Source organism: Bradyrhizobium sp., assembly GCF_035701725.1.
GTDB lineage: Bacteria > Pseudomonadota > Alphaproteobacteria > Rhizobiales > Xanthobacteraceae > Bradyrhizobium.
On sequence record NZ_DASSRP010000143.1, the window covers coordinates 1 to 21,570 of the forward strand.

At 62.3% G+C, this 21,570-nt stretch carries 21 protein-coding genes; 9 read left to right on the forward strand and 12 right to left on the reverse strand.

Annotation, left to right across the window (positions count from 1 at the left end):
* Positions 1-393: 393 nt before the first annotated feature.
* From VFL62_RS08300 to VFL62_RS08330, 7 genes are all read right to left on the reverse strand, one after another.
* Complete coding sequence (locus tag VFL62_RS08300; RefSeq protein ID WP_325171887.1) at positions 394-714, reverse strand: hypothetical protein; 321 nt, start codon at positions 712-714, stop codon at positions 394-396.
* 171 nt (positions 715-885) lie between these two features.
* Positions 886-1,305 carry a hypothetical protein gene (locus VFL62_RS08305; RefSeq protein WP_325171888.1) on the reverse strand — a complete coding sequence of 140 codons (420 nt, stop codon included), beginning with the start codon at positions 1,303-1,305 and terminating at the stop codon, positions 886-888.
* A 258-nt stretch (positions 1,306-1,563) separates the two neighbouring features.
* Positions 1,564-2,268, reverse strand: coding sequence for a transcriptional repressor LexA (gene lexA / locus VFL62_RS08310; protein ID WP_325171889.1), 705 nt, complete (start codon positions 2,266-2,268; stop codon positions 1,564-1,566).
* A 201-nt stretch (positions 2,269-2,469) separates the two neighbouring features.
* Positions 2,470-3,681 (reverse strand): gephyrin-like molybdotransferase Glp, encoded by a 1,212-nt coding sequence (gene glp, locus VFL62_RS08315; RefSeq protein WP_325171890.1) that lies wholly within the window; start codon positions 3,679-3,681, stop codon positions 2,470-2,472.
* Between the two features lie 39 nt (positions 3,682-3,720).
* Positions 3,721-4,350, reverse strand: coding sequence for an HAD-IA family hydrolase (locus VFL62_RS08320; RefSeq protein WP_325171891.1), 630 nt, complete (start codon positions 4,348-4,350; stop codon positions 3,721-3,723).
* Between the two features lie 120 nt (positions 4,351-4,470).
* On the reverse strand, positions 4,471-5,601 hold the full coding sequence (locus VFL62_RS08325; RefSeq protein WP_325171892.1) for an alpha-hydroxy acid oxidase: 1,131 nt from the start codon (positions 5,599-5,601) through the stop codon (positions 4,471-4,473).
* A gap of 89 nt (positions 5,602-5,690) precedes the next feature.
* The gene (locus tag VFL62_RS08330) at positions 5,691-6,089 is read right to left on the reverse strand and encodes a putative quinol monooxygenase (RefSeq protein WP_325171893.1); all 399 of its coding nucleotides are present in this window, start codon (positions 6,087-6,089) and stop codon (positions 5,691-5,693) included.
* A gap of 242 nt (positions 6,090-6,331) precedes the next feature.
* On the opposite strand from VFL62_RS08330, the gene VFL62_RS08335 reads away from it, so the two are divergent.
* Positions 6,332-6,913 (forward strand): cupin domain-containing protein, encoded by a 582-nt coding sequence (locus tag VFL62_RS08335; RefSeq protein ID WP_325171894.1) that lies wholly within the window; start codon positions 6,332-6,334, stop codon positions 6,911-6,913.
* A 300-nt stretch (positions 6,914-7,213) separates the two neighbouring features.
* Positions 7,214-8,554, forward strand: a complete 1,341-nt coding sequence (locus VFL62_RS08340; protein ID WP_325171895.1) for a S41 family peptidase — start codon at positions 7,214-7,216, stop codon at positions 8,552-8,554.
* A gap of 17 nt (positions 8,555-8,571) precedes the next feature.
* On the opposite strand, the gene VFL62_RS08345 is transcribed toward VFL62_RS08340, so the two are convergent.
* Positions 8,572-11,238 (reverse strand): bifunctional diguanylate cyclase/phosphodiesterase, encoded by a 2,667-nt coding sequence (locus VFL62_RS08345; protein WP_325171896.1) that lies wholly within the window; start codon positions 11,236-11,238, stop codon positions 8,572-8,574.
* A gap of 296 nt (positions 11,239-11,534) precedes the next feature.
* On the opposite strand from VFL62_RS08345, the gene VFL62_RS08350 reads away from it, so the two are divergent.
* A complete protein-coding gene (locus VFL62_RS08350; protein WP_325171897.1) occupies positions 11,535-11,699 on the forward strand; it encodes a Flp family type IVb pilin in 165 nt (54 codons plus the stop codon).
* Positions 11,700-11,705: 6 nt separating this feature from the next.
* On the opposite strand, the gene moaC is transcribed toward VFL62_RS08350, so the two are convergent.
* The 4 genes from moaC to VFL62_RS08370 are packed head-to-tail and all read right to left on the reverse strand — an operon-like array spanning position 11,706 to position 15,991.
* Entirely contained in the window at positions 11,706-12,203 is a 498-nt protein-coding gene (gene moaC / locus VFL62_RS08355) for a cyclic pyranopterin monophosphate synthase MoaC (protein WP_325171898.1), read from the reverse strand.
* A gap of 10 nt (positions 12,204-12,213) precedes the next feature.
* On the reverse strand, positions 12,214-13,035 hold the full coding sequence (gene trpC, locus VFL62_RS08360) for an indole-3-glycerol phosphate synthase TrpC (RefSeq protein ID WP_325171899.1): 822 nt from the start codon (positions 13,033-13,035) through the stop codon (positions 12,214-12,216).
* 14 nt (positions 13,036-13,049) lie between these two features.
* Positions 13,050-14,063 carry an anthranilate phosphoribosyltransferase gene (gene trpD / locus VFL62_RS08365; RefSeq protein ID WP_325171900.1) on the reverse strand — a complete coding sequence of 338 codons (1,014 nt, stop codon included), beginning with the start codon at positions 14,061-14,063 and terminating at the stop codon, positions 13,050-13,052.
* A 23-nt stretch (positions 14,064-14,086) separates the two neighbouring features.
* Entirely contained in the window at positions 14,087-15,991 is a 1,905-nt protein-coding gene (locus tag VFL62_RS08370) for a peptidylprolyl isomerase (protein ID WP_325171901.1), read from the reverse strand.
* Between the two features lie 248 nt (positions 15,992-16,239).
* On the opposite strand from VFL62_RS08370, the gene tpiA reads away from it, so the two are divergent.
* The 6 genes from tpiA (at position 16,240) to kdsA (ending at position 21,563) form a co-directional block, all read left to right on the forward strand.
* The gene (tpiA, locus tag VFL62_RS08375; RefSeq protein ID WP_325171902.1) at positions 16,240-16,998 is read left to right on the forward strand and encodes a triose-phosphate isomerase; all 759 of its coding nucleotides are present in this window, start codon (positions 16,240-16,242) and stop codon (positions 16,996-16,998) included.
* A gap of 194 nt (positions 16,999-17,192) precedes the next feature.
* Positions 17,193-17,573 (forward strand): preprotein translocase subunit SecG, encoded by a 381-nt coding sequence (secG, locus tag VFL62_RS08380; protein WP_325171903.1) that lies wholly within the window; start codon positions 17,193-17,195, stop codon positions 17,571-17,573.
* A 167-nt stretch (positions 17,574-17,740) separates the two neighbouring features.
* The gene (locus VFL62_RS08385; RefSeq protein WP_325171904.1) at positions 17,741-19,372 is read left to right on the forward strand and encodes a CTP synthase; all 1,632 of its coding nucleotides are present in this window, start codon (positions 17,741-17,743) and stop codon (positions 19,370-19,372) included.
* 90 nt (positions 19,373-19,462) lie between these two features.
* The gene (locus VFL62_RS08390; RefSeq protein WP_325171905.1) at positions 19,463-19,789 is read left to right on the forward strand and encodes an NIPSNAP family protein; all 327 of its coding nucleotides are present in this window, start codon (positions 19,463-19,465) and stop codon (positions 19,787-19,789) included.
* Between the two features lie 10 nt (positions 19,790-19,799).
* Positions 19,800-20,663: a VOC family protein gene (locus VFL62_RS08395; protein ID WP_325171906.1), complete on the forward strand. Its 864-nt coding sequence runs from the start codon at positions 19,800-19,802 to the stop codon at positions 20,661-20,663.
* Between the two features lie 54 nt (positions 20,664-20,717).
* Positions 20,718-21,563: a 3-deoxy-8-phosphooctulonate synthase gene (kdsA, locus tag VFL62_RS08400; protein ID WP_325171907.1), complete on the forward strand. Its 846-nt coding sequence runs from the start codon at positions 20,718-20,720 to the stop codon at positions 21,561-21,563.
* The last annotated feature ends 7 nt before the right edge of the window (positions 21,564-21,570 follow it).

Below are 21,570 nucleotides of genomic sequence, written 5' to 3' on the forward strand. Positions count from 1 at the left end.
CGTGACTCCAGGCGAGATCCATCTTGTCCCTGTCCGGAATAGAGGCATCACCTATGACGTACCGAAGAAGCATCTGGGGCAAGAACTAAAGTCGTCGAATCTTCTTGGCGTCGCTGAATTGGCTGAATCGTTTCTCCGCCAAAAACTCGATGAGGCTGACGCTACCTTCTAAATGTCCAGGTAACGGCTCGCACAATGGATGAGGCGGCTGACTTAGGATGAGGTGCCTGACTTATCATCGATGCGGAGAAGCTGACAGGCGGCGGCCGGCCGTGGGCGCCAGCCGCGGACGACGCCGGCGCTGACGGGGAGTTTGCGGCTGCGGGTGCCCCCCGGCCGGCGGACGCGACCCCGCCGGAGACGGACCGCCAGAGCGACGACTGACTTTCTGCGTCAGGCTGCCGCGTATTCTCGGTGGAAATCGTCGTTGGTGTGCAGCTCGAATGCGCCGAGGTGGAATTCGTCGCCTTCCACTGCCGCCGCCCCGGTCGCCTCGGCATCAGAGGCCGCCGGCGGCGCCGACGTCTGTACCAGCGTGAAGCTCGCGTCCGGAAACTGTGCCCAGATTGCCAGATCGTCGGGCATGATCGTCAGCCATCCGAAGCGGAACATGTAGCGGCCAGGTTCGGTGACGTGCCCGACCTGTTGCCAGGTGACCTTATTGACGGACAAGAGAGTCTCCTTTCCTGGGCGCGCCAACGGGCATGCTGCCATCTTGCGAGCGGCCCATCGAACGCAGCATGCCGTGCGTTCGCTCCTCGAACGCATCCAGATGCAGCGCGAACGTCGCCAGGGCCAGCTTCAGCCGGTTCAATTCCCTGGCGCGAAGGTCGTTCGAGGAACTCATGACGCACTAAACAAACTGGCTGATCCGTCCGTTCGACTTCAGCCCGTCGTCAGCGGCCGCGGCTGGGGTGCACCGACCAGGACCGGGCGAGGGACCGCCTGCTTGACAGCCGGCAGTTGTAGCACGGTTGCGCGCTGGCCTTCCCGGAGCAACGTCACCAGCACGTGGCTGCCGTCGGGAAACTCTATCGTATCATGGTGGCGATCGGGAAGGTGCCGATCGATCTCGCCGAGCTTGCCGACCCGAAACGCCGACTTGCGCGTCCAGAACCAGCGGCTGTCGTATTTGACGTTATCGGCAAAGGCGAGCTCGGTCCCCGGCAGCAGGCAGACCGCGACCTCGGGTTCGGCCTCCGAGGCAAAGCCCTTGGTGGACGTACCGCGGAAAGTCGTGGTGATTAGCGTTTCGCCCGCTTTGGCAGGCCGCGTGGCGACAGCATGCAGACTATAGTCACACATCGGTTGGCTCCTCGCTTGAGACAGCCGGCCGCGCCGCTCCATCGAAAAGAGGCGCAAGCCTCCATCTGGATGAACATTAGTCTGCAACTGTGTTGCTGCTTGGCGGCAATTCTGCGGCTACCTTGCCAAGCTCGGATCACAAATTTGTTTTGCGATCGCAACGCGTTCCAAGGAACTTTTTGGTTCCTCAGGAATCGCCAAGAGTCGATCAAGAGTGGATGTGGTGAAGTCGGCGTGCTGAAGGCGACGCCGTCGCCTTCAATATTTCCGGTAGAGCCCGATCAGCTTGCCCTGAATCTTGACCCGGTTGGGCGGCAGGATGCGAACCTCATAGGACGCGTTGGCCGGCTCAAGTGCAATCGAAGCGCCGCGGCGGCGGAAGCGCTTCAATGTGGCTTCCTCATCGTCGATCAGGGCGACCACGATGTCGCCGGTATCGGCGGTTTCGTTGCGCTGGATCAGCGCCATGTCGCCATCGAGGATCCCTGCCTCTACCATCGAGTCGCCGCGTACTTCGAGCGCGTAGTGCTCGCCGGCGCCGAGCATGTCCGGCGGTACGCTGATGGTGTGGCTGCGCGTCTGCAACGCCTCGATCGGCGTGCCGGCAGCGATGCGGCCCATGACCGGCACTGCGACGGGACGTTCGTCGTCGTCCGGCGCGGCTGCGCTGCCGCCGCGGACCTTTCCGAGCGTGCCTTCGATGACGCTCGGCGTGAAGCCCCGCCGGCTGCCGCCACCGGCGGTGGCCAGTTCGGGAAGCTTGATGACCTCGATCGCGCGCGCGCGGTTGGGGAGGCGGCGAATGAAGCCGCGCTCCTCGAGAGCGGTGATGAGCCGGTGAATGCCGGACTTCGAGCGCAGGTCGAGGGCGTCCTTCATTTCGTCGAAGGAGGGCGGCACGCCCGACTCCTTCAGCCGTTCACTGATGAACCGCAGAAGTTCGTATTGTTTGCGCGTCAGCATCTCGACATGTCCCCAGGGTTGCTGTCGTCCAGTTTCCGAGGCGTCTGGCCTTGAGATTCGTTGGGAGTACCCCCACTCCCGAAGATCATTGCCAAAGCTTAGAAACAAATCATGAACGAACACTATCTGTTCCATATGTGTTCCGCAACCACTTAATTTTTCGTCAACGCGACCGAGCCGACGTTAAGGACTCGAACCTGCTCACGCGGGGAGCTTCAGGATCTCGCAAATGGCACCTGCATCAGCCGCAGGTGCAAACGGCCGACGTATCAGAAGTGCCTGTGCTGCAGCGAGATTCCCCAGCAGCGAACTGTCCTGCTGACTGACCGGCGTTGCGATCAGCGCGCCGTCATCACGGGTCGCAAGGCGTGCCCGCAAGTAATCCTCGCGTTGATCGTTGGCGGCTACAGCATGACCCAACAGAGCCGATTCAGTCGCGTGATTGACGGCTAATCGGCCGCAAAGTTTGCGAATCAACGGCACGAGAAACAGGAAGGCGCACACATAGGACGACACGGGATTGCCGGGCAGGCCGATCACCCGCATGTCGCCGAGACGACCGTGCATCAGTGGTTTGCCGGGGCGCATCGCGATACGCCAGAACGCCATCGCGACGCGTTCGGCATCGAGCGCTGCCTTGACAAGGTCGTGGTCGCCGACCGAGGCCCCGCCGGTGGTGATCAGGATATCCGCGCCGCAGTCGCGCGCCCGGCGGATTCCGTTTTGCGTCGCCTCGAGCGTGTCGGCGGCAATGCCGAGGTCGACGACTTCGGCCCCTTCCGCACGGGCAAGGGCCCGCAGCGCATAGCCATTGGAATAGACGATCTGGCCGGGCCCGGGCGTCTCGCCGGGCATCACCAGTTCGTCGCCGGTCGCCAGCAAGGCGACCTGGGGCTTTCGATGGACCGGCACGTGCGGGTAGTTCATCGCTGCTGCAAGCGACAGATCGCGGTCCGAAAGCTCCTTTCCGGCTTTGAGCAGGACGTCGCCCTCGCGAAAGTCGACGCCGGCGCGGCGGATATGACGGCCCAGGACTGCGGCTTCGGTGATTCGAATCCCGTCGCCCTCGATCGAGGTATCTTCCTGAATGACGACGGCATCGGCTCCCTGAGGGATCACCCCGCCGGTGAAGATGCGCACGGCCTCGCCGGGACCCACGCTCCCATTGAAGGGCCGCCCCGCTGCGATCTCGCCGGTGACCTTGAGGCGGACGCCCGCCTGACTGACATCCGCAGCGCGAACCGCATAGCCGTCCATGGCCGACATCGGCGCTGGGGGCTGGGTGCGGAGCGCTGCAAGGTCGCGCGCCAGGATGCGCTTATAGGCCAGGTCGAGCGTGACCATCTCCTCGGGCAGCGCTTGCGCGCCCGAAAGAACGGCGGCCAGCGCATCGGCGACCGGCATCAGGGCCACGACAAGACTCCGAGAATGGTTGGGTACAAACTGCTCTTCCTAAATTCCGAGCGCTTGAAGCGCTGTTTCGATGTCGTCAGGCGATGTGACGCGAACCGCTTTGAGACCGCGCTCGCGGGCACCCCTGATGTTTTCGTCGAGATCGTCGAAGAACACAATGCGCTCTGCCGGCACCCCGATGGCCTTCACGACGTGATCATAGGCCGCCGCATCCGGTTTTCGAAGCCCGATCGTGGAGGACACGAAGACCTCGCGGAAATGACCAAGCACTTTCGCGTATCGGTCCGAGAAATGGGCCACGTGGGCGGCATTGGTGTTGGAAAATGCGTAAAGCGGCAGGCGCTTTGCCGCGCGCAGGAGGAGTTGATCGATGCCGGGCATTTCGCCGACAAAGATCGCGTTCCAGCCTTCGACGAACTGTGCGTCGGTGAGCGCGATGCCAAGCGACGAACGCAGGCCGGCAAAGAAGGCCTGATCGCTGATCTCGCCCTTCTCGTGCCGGTGGTACAATTCATCGCGCACGAAGCGTTGCCCGAGCAGCACCGGCTCGCAATCCGAATGGCGGGCCCAATGATCGAGCGTCCGGCTGAAATCGATATCAAGCACCACGCGGCCAAGATCGAACAGCAGTGCGTCGGCTTCCAGGTGCGGTGATGGCACGTCAGTCATTCAATTTCTGATTCCAAGGCGGCGCGCTGCAGTGCGCCGGAAAAATCCGACGTTAGGTCGCGCGGAACGTTGCGCGTGCGAAGCCGTCCGACACAAGCGAGGCGGCGCTGACATCAGGTCTTAATACCGATAAGGCTGGATATCCAGAAGCGGGAACGCGCTGAAGACGCTTGGCAGGTTGGTCGGCGCGGCCTGATGCAGGTAAGACTTGTCGAGTTCGGCAAATCTGGTGACGCCGAGCAGGCCGAGGGTGCGGACCACCTCGTCTTCGAGCAGTTCGAGCAGCCTCACAATGCCAGTCTCGCCGGCGGCCGCCAGAGCCCAGCATTGCAAGCGGCCGATACCGACGAGGTCGGCGCCCAGGATCATCGCCTTGACGATGTCGGTGCCGCGGCAGAACGAGCCATCCACCATGATCTTCGCGCGCCCGGCGACGGCGGCGACGATCTCCGGCAATACATGCATGGAACCGCGGCCGTGATCGAGCTGACGTCCACCATGATTTGAAACATAAATCCATTCCACGCCGTGATCGAGCGCGATCGCCGCATCTTCCGCGGTGGCGATGCCCTTGATGATCAGCGGAATTCTGTACTTGTCCTTGATGAGCTTGACCGTACGCCAGTCGAGGCCCTTCTGGAAATCGCCGCCGGTGGCGCGCAGGCGGCTTTCGCGGACATAGCGCTTGGCGATGTCGCGTTCGCGGCGGCTATAATGGGCGGTATCGACCGTGAGGCAGAAGGCGGTGTAGCCGCTCGCGATCGCACGGCTGACGCGGTCTTCGACGAAGGCGTCATCACCCCGCACATAAAGCTGATAGATCCGCAGCGCATCCGGCGCCGCTTCGGCGACTTTCTCGAGGCCGGGCTCGGAGACCGAACTCAACATATGGGCAGCGCCAAACCGGCCGACCCCGCGGCTGACACTGGCGGCCGCGCCCTGGGGATCGAAAATCTCGAGTGCGCCGACCGGCGCCATCATGACCGGCAGGCGCAACTTGCGGCCAAAAACCTCGGTCGTGGCATCGATGCGGGCGACATTGCGCAACACGCGCGGCCTGAACGCGATTTCATCGAGCGCCATGCGGTTGCGGCGCATTGTAGTTTCGGTCTCGGACGCGCCGATAATGTAGTCCCAGGCATTCTGATTGAGGTTGGCGCGCGCCTTGTTCACGAACTCATGAATGTTCTGGAACGGCTCGGCGCTCGCGCCAAGTTCAGTGCTTGTCGGGATACGGGTGACCTCGTTCATGTTTCTTCTCCTTGTACGGTCCGACGGTCTTCCTGTCGTGGATGGGCCAGCCGGCGATCGCGCGGGCTGGCCTCATCCCTCACTGTCATTCACTTGGCGTTACCTGCAACCACCGACATCTGCCGAGCCTCACGCTTGGCGACCATCTTGCCGGTCGTCGCCATGTACTTCTTGAAATGGTCGGTCTCGCGATGCGCCTTGAACGCGGCCTCGTTGTCATAGACCTCGTAGAGGAAGAAGTGGTTGGGGTCGCTGTTGAGGTTGACGATGTCGAACCGCTTGCAGCCCGGCTCCTGGGCCGCGGCCGCACCATTCTCCTTGATTGCCGCAAGGAAGCTGTCGCGTTCGGCCGGCACGATATCGAGATCAACGGCGTTGACGAACATTCCGGCCGACTGTGCTTGGGCGCGCTGGCCTGCCGCCGGCAACAAGACGCCGACGGTCGAAATCGTGAGCATGGCGGCAGCCATGGAAATCGACTTGAGCATGTGATGATCCTCCCCGAGATTGCCCCGGATTGTTTCCGGTTGAGGGCGCAGCGGGCTCTTTGAGAAGTGCCCTGCGCTGTGATTATCCATAACCCATTGCGCCGGGGCAGGTAAGCCTTGTGGCGACCCCGGACCTCACGTCAGCTCTGCTTTTCAGCCGTGTTGACCGCCGCGCACGGGCACTGCCATCCTCGTGGCCGATGCTGACGTCAGATCAGCTCATTCGCGGGGAGGAAGTCTATATGCTTCGTATGATCCGACTGATTGCCGTCGCATGCATGGTGGGGTCGGCCGCCGACGCTTCCGAGATCCGGCGCGTCGTCACCGGGCTCGACGCCGACAACAAGGCCGTCGTATTGTTTGACAGCCAGATGCCGCTGCAAGCGGGGCCCCTGGGGCTGAAGGCCACCAATTTGTGGGTCACCAATTCTTACCCGCTCGGATTTTCTTTCAAGGACGATACGGCTTCCATTCCGGTCGGCATTTCGCCGCTGGATAACGGCACCAAATTCCGCGTCGTTGAGTTTCCGCCGCTCGACGCCGCCACCGAAGCCAAGATGGAACCCGGCGCGCTGATGAAGGCGGTGGGCCCGGTTGCGCCTGCGAGGGGCCGGCCGGTCATACATCCGCTGATGCACCGGACGCGCAGCGTGGACTACGCGGTTGTGCTGTCGGGCGAGATCGACATGGTGCTCGACGAGTCCATCGTGCACCTGCGGTCCGGCGATACGATCGTCCAGCAGGCGACCAATCACGCCTGGGTCAATCACGGAACTGAGACTTGCCGGATTCTGTTCGTGCTGATGGACTCCAAACAACCGTGAGCAGGAGAGTCGTTCCCTCGGCGTTGCCGGTTATCGGTATGCAATTACAAATTGGACAGGTAAGGGATTTCCGGTTCTTTGCCATGGGCGAAACGCCTATAGTACCGCCCGCTATGGCCGAAGTGGTGCTGAGGCGGACATGGCGATAAGGCGGCAATGAGACTGGGGTGGTGCCCCGGTGCTCTCAAAGCGGCCTTAATGATGCCGGAATACCGTCGTGAACGACCGGTCTGAACGGACAACCAAACGACGGTCGAGGCGGCCCAGCTGGGTCGACCGACCAACCATAAGGCCCGCCACATGCGAAAGAACTCCCTGTTTCTGCTCGGTACGGTCACGGGCATCTGCCTTACCCTCGCGCTCAGCGGACCGCAGGGCACGCATCTGGTTGCCGTCGCCAAGGCCAAGGTGGAGGGCGACATCTACTCGCAGCTCAACCTTTTCGGCGACGTGTTCGAGCGTGTGAGGGCCGACTATGTCGAGAAGCCGGACGATTCCCAGCTGATCGAGGGTGCGATCAATGGCATGATCACCTCGCTCGATCCGCACTCGCGTTACATGAACAACGACTCCTGGCACGAAATGCAGGAGACCACGAGCGGCGAATTCGGCGGGCTCGGCATCGAAGTCACGATGGAAGACGGCCTGGTCAAGGTCGTGACCCCAATGGACGGAACGCCGGCCGCGAAGGCTGGAATTCTCTCCGGCGATTTTATTTCCCAGATCGATGACGACAACGTGCAGGGGCTTACGCTCGAGCAGGCTGTCAGCAAGATGAAGGGCGCCGTCGATACCAAGACCAAGCTGACGATTCTGCGCAAAGGTAACGACAATCCGATCTACGTGACGCTCACGCGCGAGATCATCCACGTGAAGCCGGTCAGCTACCGCACCAATGGCAGCGACATCGGCTACATCCGGATCTCCTCGTTCAGCGAACAGACCGGCGACGAGCTGAAGAAGGCGATCGCTGACATCGCAAAGCAGATTCCGTCGCAAAATCTGGCGGGTTACGTGCTCGATTTGCGCAACAATCCCGGCGGCCTGCTGGATCAGGCCGTGTCGGTGTCGAGCGCGTTCATGGCTCGGGGCGAGGTCGTTTCGACCCGAGGCCGCCGGCCCGAGGAAACCCAGCGCTTTTCCGCCCATGGCGGCGATCTCACCAAGGGCAAACCGATCGTCGTTCTTATCAACGGAGGTTCGGCCTCGGCCTCCGAGATCGTTGCCGGCGCGCTGCATGACCACAAGCGGGCCACGCTGATCGGCACCCGCTCATTCGGCAAGGGCTCTGTCCAGACCATCATCCCGCTGGGCGGAGGCCATGGCGCGCTGGCGCTGACGACGGCGCGGTATTTCACGCCATCCGGCCGATCGATCCAGGCGCAGGGCATCCTGCCCGACATCGAAATATTGCAGGATGTACCGGACGAGCTGAAAGGACGCGGTGAGATGAAGGGCGAGGCCTCGATGCGCGGGCATCTCTCCGCCGAGGGCGCCGAACAAACCGGCTCGCAATCCTATGTTCCGCCTGAGGAGAAGGACGACAAGGCGCTTGCGGCTGCCTACAACCTGCTGCGTGGCGTCACCACCAATGCCGGCGGCCCGGCCGCGGCATCCTCGAAGGCGACGGTACCGAACTAGATCAGGGAGCAGACGCCTCAGGCGGCTGCGATCGGCCTGGCGTGATGGCCAAACAGGATCTTTCGCAGTGCTTCGGCAGGCTTTGGTGCGCTGAAGAGATAGCCCTGCATTTCGGTGCAGCCGAGCGAGCGCAGCACCTGCTGCTGACGTTCGGTTTCGACCCCTTCCGCCGTGGTCGTCATTTGCCGGGCGGCGGCGATGTTGACGACGGCCTGCACGATTGAAGAGCCGCCCGCTTCGGCAAGGTCGTTGACGAAGCAGCGGTCGATCTTGATCTTGTCGAAGGGGAAGCGCTGCAAATAGCTGAGCGACGAATATCCGGTGCCGAAGTCGTCGAGCGCAATTCGTACGCCGATGGCACGAAGCTCATGCAGAACATCAAGCGCGACCTCGTCGTCGCGGATCAGGACGGCCTCGGTGATCTCGAGTTCCAGCCGGTGTGCCGGTAGCCCGGAAGCGGCGAGGGCCGAAATAATCTTCAAAGCCAGCGTCCCGCTCTTGAATTGAACCGGCGAGACGTTGACGGCAAGATTGACCCCATCGGGCCACGTCGCGGCCTCGAGGCATGCCTTGGCCAGGACCCATTCGCCGAGCTCGTTGATCAAGCCGTTTTCCTCGGCGATTGGGATGAACTCAGCAGGTGAGACCATGCCGCGCTCAGGATGACGCCAGCGTACCAGCGCTTCGCAGCCTGTAATGCGGTCGCTCTGAAGGCTGAGGCAGGGCTGGTAGTAGATTTCGAGCGCCTGGTCGGCGATGGCCTTGCGCAAATCGATGTCGAGCTGCCGGCGCGCCCTGACCTGCGCGTCCATCGCGGGTTCGAAGAAGCGCCAGGTGCGCCGCCCGGCCGATTTGGCGGCGTACATCGCCAGATCGGCGTTCTTCAGGATCTGATCGAGACCAGTCCCGTCGCGTGGGGCAAGCGCGATGCCGATGCTGGCATCGGACGTCAGCTGATGGCCCTGACAGTCGTAGGGGGCGCGGATCGCTTCCAGCGCCCGCATCGCCAGCTCGGCGACCTCGTCCGGACCGTTCACGCCGATCTTGACGATGGCAAACTCATCGCCGCCGAGCCGCGCGACGAAATCGCCGGCGGCGACGCAGGACCCGAGGCGCCCGGCGACCGACTTCAGCAGCTCGTCGCCGATCATGTGGCCGAGAGAGTCGTTGACGCTCTTGAATTCGTCGATGTCGATATACAGCACCGCCAGTTGATGCGTATCGCTGGCTTGAGCGAGCTCCTGCCGAAGCCGTTCGTGAAACAACGCGCGGTTGGGCAGGTCGGTGAGTGCGTCGTAGTGCGCCAGATGGCGGATCTGCGCTTCGGCGCGCATGCGCTCGGTCACGTCGTCATGGGTGGCGAGCCAGCCGTCCTTCAGCGGTTGATTGAGGATCTGGATCTGGCGTCCTTCGCCGGTCTCGATCGTGTTGCGGGTCGTCTTGCCGATGGCGACGTTGCGGCGAACGTTGGTAATGAAAGCCTCGACGTCGCCTTTGAACGACCCGATCTTCTTGCGGTACAGCAGCAGATCGCGAAAGCTGAGGCCGGGTTTCACCACGTCGGCCGACAAGCCGTACATGGAAATATAGCGCTCGTTGCAGACCACGAGACGTTCGGAGGAATCGTAGAGCAACAGGCCTTGCGACATGTTGTTGATAGCCGTGTCGAGCCGCTGCTTCTCTGTCTGGTGTTGCTGGAGCAATTTGCGAACAAAGAGAAACAGCATGGCCGCGATGACGATCGCGGACAGGATCGCGACGAGGACCAGAAACAGGGTTTGCGTCCGCCAATCCGCCAGCGCCGCATCGACCGTCATGCTCGCGGCGATCGAAATCGGATAGCGCTGCAGCGAGTTGACCGACGCTATCCGCTTTTGGCCGTCGATCGGGCTGGTCAAGCGCAAATTGCCGCCGGTCGCCAGCGACATGTAGGCGTAAACGTTGGACGAGCGGATGTTGGAGCCGATCATGTGTTCGACGTGCGGGTAGCGCGCCATTAGAATGCCGTCGCGCCGGTACATCGAGATCGCGGCGCCGTCCCGCAGGACGACGGAGGCAAAGTACTTCTCCACTGTCGCCGGAGCAATCGAGCGTGCGATGACCCCGAGGAATTCGCCGTTCCGGCCAGTCAGCCGTTGCGCGACGATGGTGGCCCATCCCCCGGAGAAAACGCGACCGCGGACGAGTTCGACCTGGATGGGCGTGGACTCGCCGCCGGATTTGAGAATCTTGAAGTAGCTGCGGTCGGAGATCGTGACCTCCGGTACCGGCCAGACCTCTGACGAATTGATCAGCACGCCATCGGCGTCGAACACGCTGATGCCGGCTGCATCCGAATAAGCGCTGACCTTGGTACGGAGCTCCTCGTGCCATTCCAGGGTCGAGAGTTGCCCTCTCAGGGTTTCAGAGCTTATGCCGCTGGCGTGGATGCGGGTTGCGATGTCCTTCAGCACGAGGGTCAAGTCCTCGATCTGTTGGTCGAAGTGGCGGGTGATGAGCCGCACGGTATTTTCGAGCTCGCGCTCGTTGCCGCTCAGCGCGCGCTCGCGGAAATTGTCGATCATGATGACAGTGCCGATTGCAATCGCCGCGATCAGGAACACGCCGCCGCCAATCAGCCAGCGGATCGGTCCGCTGGCGAAAAAGGCCTTCATGTCGAAGGAGCTGCTGCCGTCTGCCGTCATCGCGATCGCCACCACATGCGAATGCCGGCCAATTCCCCAAGCCGGCCCGCGATTGATACAGCAGCGGTATGGAAGTGAGGTTAGTAATTGGAGTTAACGGCCGATGAACGCGGCAGGTTCGATTTTCGGCAAAGGCAGTATTTGCCGATGGCCGATCCGCATGCGCGGCATGATTTGCCCGATCTCCTCGCGCACAGGTTCGCTTAACCATCTAAGGCGCTGACGGACCTTGTGCGGCGTCTGGCACGTGCCTTGCGAGACCCTTTGCGCACAGCGATTTGGAAAGGGCTGCTCTGATGATCAAGATATTGAAGACTTTTCTCGCCGACGAGTCCGGCGCGACCGCAATCGAATATGGATTGATCGCCGCGGGCATCGCGCTTGCGATGATTCCCGCCGTCAACGGGCTTGGGGCCAAACTTGCCACGAAATTCGCCGCGATCAATACGTCGCTGAAATAGCAGCCTTCAGTTCTCGGCGCGGTAATGTCCGGATTTTCCGCCCGATTTCTCGACGAGGTGAATACCCTCGATGCGTGCGCCGCGCTCGACCGCCTTGATCATGTCGTAGATGGTGAGGCAGGCGACCGAGACCGCAGTCAGCGCCTCCATCTCGACCCCGGTCGGACCGGTCACCTTGACGGTGGACTGAACGACGCAGCCGGGTAGCGTCTGGTCCGGCGAAATGTCGATCGTCACTTTCGACAGAGCGAGCGGGTGGCACAGCGGAATTAGCTCGGAGGTACGTTTGGCCGCCATGATGCCGGCGATCCGCGCGGTCGCGAGCACGTCGCCTTTCTTGGCATTGCCTGAGGTGATCAGCTCCAGGGTCGCCTTGCTCATGAGGACGCGCCCCTCGGCAATCGCCGTACGCTCGGTGGCGGGCTTGGCCGAAACGTCCACCATCCTCGCTTCGCCTTTGGCGTCGATATGGGTGAGGACAGGTTTGGAGGGCCGTCGCGCCATGTTCCTGGCTCTAGCTGACCCGGGTTGCGCTTGCGCTTTTGTCGTGTGCGAGAAGCGCGCGTGTTGCTGCGGCAACATCGGTCTGCCGCATCAGGCTTTCGCCGACGAGGAAAGTCGAGATGCCCACCCGCGCCAGCCGCGCCAGGTCGGCGGGCGTAAAGATGCCGCTCTCGCCGACCATCAGGCGGTCCTTCGGGATCAGCGGCGCCAATGCCTCGCTGGTCTCGAGCCTGGTCTCGAATGTGCGCAGGTTGCGATTGTTGACCCCGATCATCGGCGAGCGAAGTTTCAGCGCGCGTTCCAGTTCGCCGCGGTCATGGATTTCGACGAGCACGTCCATGCCATAGGCGAGCGCCGCGGCCTCGATGTCACGCGCGGCGCTGTCTTCCAGCGCGGCCATGATGATCAGGATGCAGTCGGCGCCATAAGCACGGGCCTCCGCCACCTGATAGGCGTCGTACATGAAATCCTTGCGCAACACCGGCAGTCTGGTCGCGCCACGCGCTGCGACAAGGAAATCGAGATGGCCCTGAAACGAGGGCGCATCGGTCAGGACGGAGAGGCACGCGGCGCCGCCGGTCTCATAGGCCTTGGCCAGCGCGGGAGGATCGAAATCCGCCCGAATGAGCCCCTTGGAGGGCGATGCCTTCTTGATCTCGGCGATCAACGCGTAGTCGCCATGCGAGAGCTTGTCGCGGATGGCTGCGACAAAGCCGCGCGGCGCGGGAGCAGCCTTGGCGCGCGCTTCCAGCTCGGCCAGCGGCAGCGCCCGTTTGGCGGCCGCTATCTCCTCGCGCTTATAGGTCTCGATGCGGTTGAGGATGTCAGCCATCGAAAGAGCCACGCCTAGCTGTTGGAGATCGCGATCAGGCGCTTCAGCCGTTCGGCCGCCGCACCCTCGTCGATCGATTTGATGCCCATCGCCAAGCCTTCCTTCAGATCCTTGGCGCGGCCGGCAACCACCAGCGCCGCCGCGGCATTGAGCAGCGCGACATCGCGATAGGGGCTCGGCATGCGGTCAAGGACGCTTTTGAGGGCAACGCCGTTGGCGGCGGCATCGCCTCCCTTCAATGCTTCGCTCGCGACGCGTTTGAGGCCGACGTCTTCCGGCGACACTTCGAACGAGCGGATTTCTCCGTTTTCGAGCGCGGCGACGAAAGTCGGGCCGGTGAGGGTGATCTCGTCAAGGCCGTCGGAGCCGTGGACGACCCAAACCGATTCCGAGCCAAGGTTTTTCAGAACCTGGGCCAATGGCTGCACCCATTGCCGGGAGAATACGCCAACCATTTGCCGCTTGACCCCCGCGGGATTGGAGAGCGGTCCCAACAGATTGAAGATCGTGCGCGTGGCGAGCTCGACACGGGTCGGGTTGACGTTCTTCATGGCCGGATGGTGCGCCGGCGCAAACATGAAGCCGATGCCAGCCTCGGTCACGCAGCGACTGACCTGTTCGGGCGTCAGGTCGATCTTCACGCCGAGCGCGGCCAGCACATCGGCCGCACCCGAACGCGAGGACAGCGCGCGATTGCCGTGTTTGGCGACCGGCACGCCGGCGCCCGCGACGATGAACGCCGCGCAGGTCGACACATTCACCGAACCCGAGCCGTCGCCGCCGGTGCCGACGACGTCGATCGCATTGGGCGGCGCCTTGACCTTCAGCATCTTGGCGCGCATCGCCGTCACCGCGCCGGTGATTTCGTCGATGGTCTCGCCGCGGACGCGCAGCGCCATCAACAGCCCTCCGAGCTGCGACGGCGTGGCTTCACCGGACATCATCCGGTCGAAGGCGGAGGCGGCCTCTTCGCGCGAAAGTGTGGCGCCTGTCGCTACTTTGGCAATGATTGATTTGAGATCGTCCATCACACGCTTTCGGCCAAGCACGCTCAGTTGTTGTTCGCGCCGGTCACCTGCGCAAAAGCGGTTTCATTGACGCTGGTTCCGATCGTCGATTCCAGTTTGGTGACGTACTGAGCGATCTGCTCATCGGTCTCGGCTCGTTGAACGTTGTCCTTCAGCCGCTTCATCGCATCAGAGGAAAGATCGACCGGCGGCACGGTGATATCCGTAACGCGGAAAACGATCCAGCCGTTGGTTGCGACATCGGGCGTCTGGCCGGCGGCATCCTTGGCGGTGCCGAACACCGCTGCAACTACGCCCGCGTTGAGGCCGGGCAGGGTGGCGGCGCGGTTGAAGCCGCTTGCGGTTTCGACGGCAAGGCCTGCCGACGCAGCCTCATCCGCGAGCTTGGCGCCAGAATTGAGCTTCTGGACCATGTCGAGAGCCTTGCTGCGCAACCGGCCGGAAATCTGCTCCGCGCGCCAGCGCGCCTCGACCTGATCCTTGACCTCGTCGAGCTTGCGCTCGCGCGAGGGGGTGATGCCGAGCACGTCGTACCAGACATAGCCGCCGTTGAACGAAATCGGGTCGTTGTCGACGCCGACGTCGCTGTTAAAGGCCTGGGTCACTACGTCGAGCCCGCGGGGAATATTAGATGCGGGCTGGCCATTGGGCATGCGGCCCGAACGGTCAACCGCGTCGATGGTTACGGCTGAAAGCCCAAGCTTCTGCGCCGCCTCGACTACACTCGCACCGCCGCCGCGCTCGTCTTCCATCTTGTCGCGGAGTTCACCAACCTTGGTGCGCGCGCGCTCGTTGGCGATGTCGCGCTTGATCTGCTGGGCAGAACCTTCATAGGTCGCAGTGACGCCGGGCTCGATCTTGCCAACCTTGATGAGTGCATAGCCGAACCGTCCCTGCGCGGGCTGACTGACTTCACCTGAGGGCAGCGAGAACGCAGCATCGGCGATTGCCGGGTCGGCGATCGCCGATTTGGTGATCAGGCCGAGATCGACGTCGGTCTGATTGAGGCCGCGTTGCTTGGCGATGTCTTCGAACGAGGTACCTGATGCGATCTGCTTGCGGGCGGCCGTGGCTTCGTCGGCGTTCGGGAACGTGATTTGCTGGATCTCCCGGCGCTCGGGCGTCCCCAGCTTGTCGCGGCGCAGCTCGAACGCCTTCTTGGCGTCTTCGTCGGAGACCTCGGTCCATTTTCCGATTTCTTCGGGCGTCACCATAACAAAGGAAATCTTGCGATACTCCGGCGCGCGGAACAGCGCCTTGTGATCTTCGAAATAGGCCGCCAGCGCCTCCGGCGAGGGCGAGTCGATGGTTCCGGCCTGGGCCGCGCCGAGTTTGACGTATTCGATCGAGCGCTGCTCGGTCTGGAAGCGCGCCAGCGCCTCCAACTGTACTTTCGGAGGCTCCATAGCCGCGGCAATCGAACCCGCGATCTGACGGCGCAGCAGGATGCGCCGTTGCTCGGCGATGAACCGCTGCTCACTGTAACCCATCTGGCGGATCAGGCCCTGGAAGCGTTGCGGATCGAATTGGCCGTTGACGCCCCTGAAATTCGGATCGCTGAAGATTGTCTTCAGCGTGTCCTCGGTCGACAGTCCAAGCCCGAGCCGCCGCGCTTCCTCGTCAAGGGCAGCTTCCGCGATCGTCTGTTGCAACACCTGGCGGTCAAAACCGAGCGCGCGGGCCTGCTCTGATGTCAGCGGACGGCCGTACTGGCGTCCGATCTGTTGCAACCGGTCCATGTAGATCTGACGGAATTGATCGGTCGAAATCTCCGTGCGTCCGATCTTGGCAAGGCTGGACTGGCCAAAGCCCCTGAAGATATCCGCGATACCCCAAATGCCGAAACTGATGATCAGCACGCCCATCACCGTGGCCATGATAATTTTGCCGAGCCAGTTTGATGAGGCTTTACGCATTCCTCGAAGCATGGGGTCCAACTTGTTGGCAGGAGGGAACCGGCCGGTACCCGCGGGAATTCGTTCTCGAAGTCCGCAAACGGGCGCCACCGGATTGATAACGCATCATAAAGTGGCGGCCTTTTACCCGCAATAACGGCGGCGCGCCAACTGAAAGAGTTAACGGCAAGGGGACCTGCCGTTTGGCCCGATCTGGCCGAGTTTGCCGGCCTCTGCTAGCGATGGGCTGACCGTTCGTGCTTCAAAGGAACTTTCTGGATATGAGCTCGACCCTTCGGCCGCTGATCGCCGGCAATTGGAAAATGAACGGGCTTCGCGCCTCGATGAGCGAGTTCGAGGCCATGATCGCGGGGGCCCCCGGCGTGACGGGGAAGGCTGACCTTCTGGTCTGTCCGCCAGCCACGTTGATCGCGGCTTTTGCCGCGAAGGCATCCGGCTCAAAAAGCGTGGCGATCGGCGGCCAGGATTGCCACCCCAAGCCGTCAGGCGCCCATACCGGCGACATCTCCGCCGAAATGCTGGCCGATGCTGGCGCCAGCGCGGTTATTGTGGGCCATTCGGAGCGGCGCGCCGATCACGGCGAAAGCGATCATCTGGTTCGGCAAAAGGCCGAGGCGGCCTGGCGGGCCGGCCTGACCGCGATTGTCTGTATTGGGGAAACCCAAACCCAGCGCGATGCCGCCCAGACGCTCGATATCTGCCGCAGCCAGCTGCAGGGATCGCTTCCCGAGGGGGCGCGTGCCGGCAATCTGGTCGTCGCCTACGAGCCGATCTGGGCGATCGGCACCGGCCTGACGCCGACGGCCAAAGATGTCGAGCAAATTCATCAGTTTATCCGCCAGACCCTGAGCGCCCGGTTCAAGGACGAGGGAGTCGGGATGCGCATCCTCGACGGCGGCTCGGTCAAGCCGTCGAATGCGCGGGAACTGTTGGGAGTGGCCAACGTCAACGGCGCCCTGATCGGGGGGGCGAGCCTGAAAGCCTCCGATTTCCTTGCGATTGCCGCCGATTGTCCCTAACTGAGCGGCAGTGCGGTGGATTTGACATTCGTAACCGAGCCCGCTGCGACAAGATACGAATGTCAGAACCGGGACACGGCCCTCGGCCGGGGGTGACAACGGCCTGTGTGATCGTGTAACACCCGGCCGAATTCAAAATCCCGCCAAACCGAAACCCACTGCCGGCCAGCCTTGGTTTGCGACGAAAGGTCGAAATGCAGACTGTCATTATCGTGATCCATTTGATGATCGTTGCGACCTTGATCGCGACGGTGCTGCTGCAGAAGTCCGAAGGCGGCGGTCTCGGCATGGGTGGCGGCGCTGGCTTCATGTCAAGCCGCGGTACGGCCAATCTGTTGACGCGCACGACGGCTATTCTTGCTGTGGGCTTCTTTCTGACCAGCCTGTTTCTGTCCTGGCTTGCGAGCTACGACCGCAAGCCGAGTTCGGTGATTTTGCCGACCTCGCAGTCGCAGCCGGCAGGTGGCGCGCCCGCGGCGCCCTCAGGTGGCGGCGTCCTGGACTCGCTGAAGAAGTCCGATGAGGCACAGCCGCCGGCCGCGCCGCCCGGTCCCCAAGCGCCACGCTCGCAATAAAGCAGGATGGCTATGCAGCATGGCGCTCTACCTTGCTGCATCAAGCTCCTATATCAAGGCACTGATATCTCTTTAATTTTAGCGTCACCCACAGGCCGGGAAAAATTCGCGGCTATGAGCCTTTTCGTTTTGGCGAATCGCTTCTGTGGGCTTAAAGGTTGAGTCCCATGGCGCGGTACATCTTCATCACCGGCGGCGTGGTTTCCTCGCTCGGAAAAGGTCTGGCATCGGCAGCTCTTGGCGCGCTGTTGCAGGCACGTGGCTACAAGGTTCGGCTGCGAAAGCTCGATCCCTACCTCAATCTCGATCCCGGAACGATGTCGCCGTATCAGCATGGCGAAGTGTTCGTGACCGATGACGGCGCCGAGACCGATCTCGATCTTGGCCACTATGAGCGCTTCACCGGGCGTCCGGCCACCAAGGCGGACAGCATCACCACCGGGCGCATCTATCAGGACATCATCACCAAGGAGAGGCGCGGCGACTATCTCGGCGCGACCATCCAGGTGATTCCGCACGTCACTAATGCGATCAAGGATTTCATCCTCGACAGCAACGACGAATTCGACTTCGTGCTGTGCGAGATCGGCGGCACGGTTGGCGACATCGAGGGACTGCCGTTCTTCGAGGCGATCCGCCAGGTCAAGAATGACCTGCCGAGGGATCATGCGATCTACATTCATCTGACGCTTTTGCCGTTCATCCCGAGCGCCGGCGAGTTGAAGACAAAGCCGACGCAACACTCCGTCAAGGAACTGCGCTCGATCGGCATCCAGCCGGACATTTTGTTGTGCCGCACCGATCGTTCGATTCCGAAGGAAGAGCGCCGCAAGCTCGGCCTGTTCTGCAACGTGCGCGAAAGCGCAGTCATCGAAGCAAAGGATGTCGACAACATCTATGCCGTTCCGGAGGCTTACCACGCCGCCGGTCTCGATGATGAAGTGCTTGCTGCGTTCGGCATCACCTCCAAGATTCCGCCGAGCCTGCAAAGCTGGAACGTCATCAACGAACGGATCCGCAATCCCGAAGGGCAGGTGACGATTGCCATTGTCGGCAAGTACACCGGCATGAAGGACGCCTATAAGTCGCTGATCGAGGCCTTGTCGCATGGCGGCATCGCCAACAAGGTCAAGGTCAATCTCGACTGGATCGAAAGCGAGGTCTTCGAAAACGAAGATCCCGCGCCATTCCTTGAGCACGTCAACGGCATTCTCGTTCCCGGCGGATTTGGCCAGCGCGGCGCCGAGGGAAAGATCCGCGCCGCCCAGTTCGCGCGCGAGCGGGATGTGCCGTATTTCGGCATTTGTTTCGGCATGCAGATGGCGGTGATCGAGGCCGCGCGCAATCTCGTCGGCATTTCGAACGCCAATTCGACCGAGTTCGGTCCGACGCCGGAGCCGGTCGTCGGGCTGATGACGGAATGGCTGCGCGGCAACGAACTGGAACGGCGGTCGAAAAATGGCGATCTCGGCGGCACCATGCGGCTTGGCGCCTATCCCGCTGCGCTCAAGCGCGGCAGCCGTGTTTCGCAGGTTTATGGCGGCGCGACCGAGATTTCGGAGCGGCATCGTCATCGCTACGAGGTCAACACCGCCTACAAGGACCGGCTTGAGCAGCACGGCTTGCGGTTCTCCGGGCTCTCGCCTGACGGCATTCTGCCGGAGATCGTCGAATATGAAGACCATCCCTGGTTCATTGGCGTGCAATTTCACCCGGAATTGAAGTCGCGACCATTTGAACCGCATCCCTTGTTCGCTTCATTCATCGAGGCGGCGATGGTGCAGTCGCGGCTGGTGTGACGCCATGCCATGCGTCGGCGGCCTTTGACGGGTCCGCCGATTGTTGCGAAAAGACGCTCCCGCCAAGAACAAGGTCAAAGGGAGTGTTCGATGATCTACGAGACCCGCGTCTATCGCTGTGTGCCGGGCCGGCTGCCTGCGCTGCTCAAGCGCTTCGATACCATCACGTTGAAACTCTGGGAAAAGCACGGCATTCGCCAGGCCGGGTTTTTCACCACGCTGGTCGGCGAATCCAATCAGGAACTGACCTATCTGCTCGCCTGGGAATCGCTCGCCGAGCGCGAGAAGAAATGGACCGCGTTTCAGAGCGATCCCGAGTGGATCGAGGCGCGCGCCAAGACCGAGGCGGATGGGCAGATCGTCGCCAACATCGTCAATCAGTTGCTGGTGCCGACCTCGTTCTCGTCAGTGAAGTAAGCGCACACCGATGCCCCATGGCCTCGACCACATTGTGCACGTGGTCCGCGATCTGGATGCGGCTGCGGACTTCTACGTCCGCGCCGGGTTCATCGCCGGCGGCCGCAATCGTCATCCCTGGGGCACGCACAACCGCATCGTGCAGTTGAAGAACTGCTACATCGAGATTCTGGAAGTCGCCGAGCCCGAGAAGATCGTGCCGCATGGCCCGCGTTTCTTTTCGTTCGGCGCCTTCAATCAGGATTTCCTCGCCCGCCACGAGGGCTTTTCGATGCTGCTTCTCAACAGCAGCAATGCCTCAGCCGATGCGCGCGCATTCGAAGCGAGCGGCATCGGTGCGTTCGATGTGTTCGATTTCGGCCGCGAAGGCAAACGGCCCGACGGCAGCACGGTAAAGCTTGCCTTCTCGCTGGCCTTTGCCGCCGAGCCTCATTCACCGGATGTGCGCTTTGCCGTGTGCCAGCACCGCTATCCCGAGAATTTCTGGAATCCGGCGTTCCAGACCCACGCCAACGGAGCGCAGCGTGTGACTGGCGTGATGATGCTGGCTACTCATCCTGCCCGCTACCGAGACTTTCTCAAGGCCTACACGGGCGTTGCGGACGTTGCTTCGGCTACGGCCGGTCTGACCGCACACACGGAAAATGGTGATCTCGAAATCCTGGACCCGGACGCGGCGCGCGATCGCCTGGGCGCCCCCGTCGCGAGCGGCGAGGGGATCAGGCTAAGCGCCATCAGCTTTGCCGTCGGCGATCTGGCGGTGACGGAAGCCTTGCTGCAGCAAAACGGGATAGCCATACGGCGTCGGGGCGAACGGCTTGTCGTGCCGCCGGGCGAGGCGTTTGGCGCAACCCTGATATTCGAACAAAATTAGGTTGATCGGGGCGTTAGCGCCCGGCATGGTCGCGGCCAAACAGGATCCAGATCATTGAGCGCCGACATTTCCGCCGCAGAAATCGTTGACGTCGGCCCGGTCAAATTCGGCAATGCCTTGCCGATTTCGATCATCGCGGGCCCATGCCAACTCGAAAGCCGGGCCCATGGGCTCGAGGTCGCTTCCGCGCTGAAGGAAATCGCCGATCGCCTCAAGATCGGGCTCGTCTACAAGACGTCTTTCGACAAGGCCAATCGCACCAGCGCCTCCGCGGCGCGGGGCATTGGATTGGCGCAAGCGCTACCGATTTTCGCCGAAATCCGCTCCTCGCTGGGGTTGCCCGTGCTGACCGATGTGCACGAGGCCGCGCAGTGCGCCGAAGTCGCGCAGGCTGTCGATGTCCTGCAGATCCCGGCGTTCCTGTGCCGGCAGACCGACCTGTTGCTGGCCGCTAGCGCGACCGGCAAGGTCGTCAACGTCAAGAAAGGTCAATTCCTGGCGCCGTGGGACATGGCGAACGTAGTGGCCAAGATCACGGGCGCCGGAAATCCGAAGGTGCTCGTCACCGAACGCGGCGCATCGTTCGGTTACAACACGCTGGTTTCCGACATGCGCGCATTGCCGATCCTAGCCCGCACCACCGGCGCGCCTGTCATTTTTGACGCGACCCATTCGGTGCAGCAACCCGGAGGCAAGGGTACGTCCTCGGGCGGCGAACGCGAATTCGTCCCCTTTCTCGCGCGGGCGGCCGTCGCCGTTGGCGTTGCCGGCGTTTTCATCGAGACCCATCCCGATCCGGATCGTGCGCCCTCCGACGGGCCGAACATGGTGCCGCTGCGCGAATTCGAAGGTCTGCTCAAAATCTTGATGGCGTTCGACCGGATTGCCAAAAATGTCTGAGAAGCAC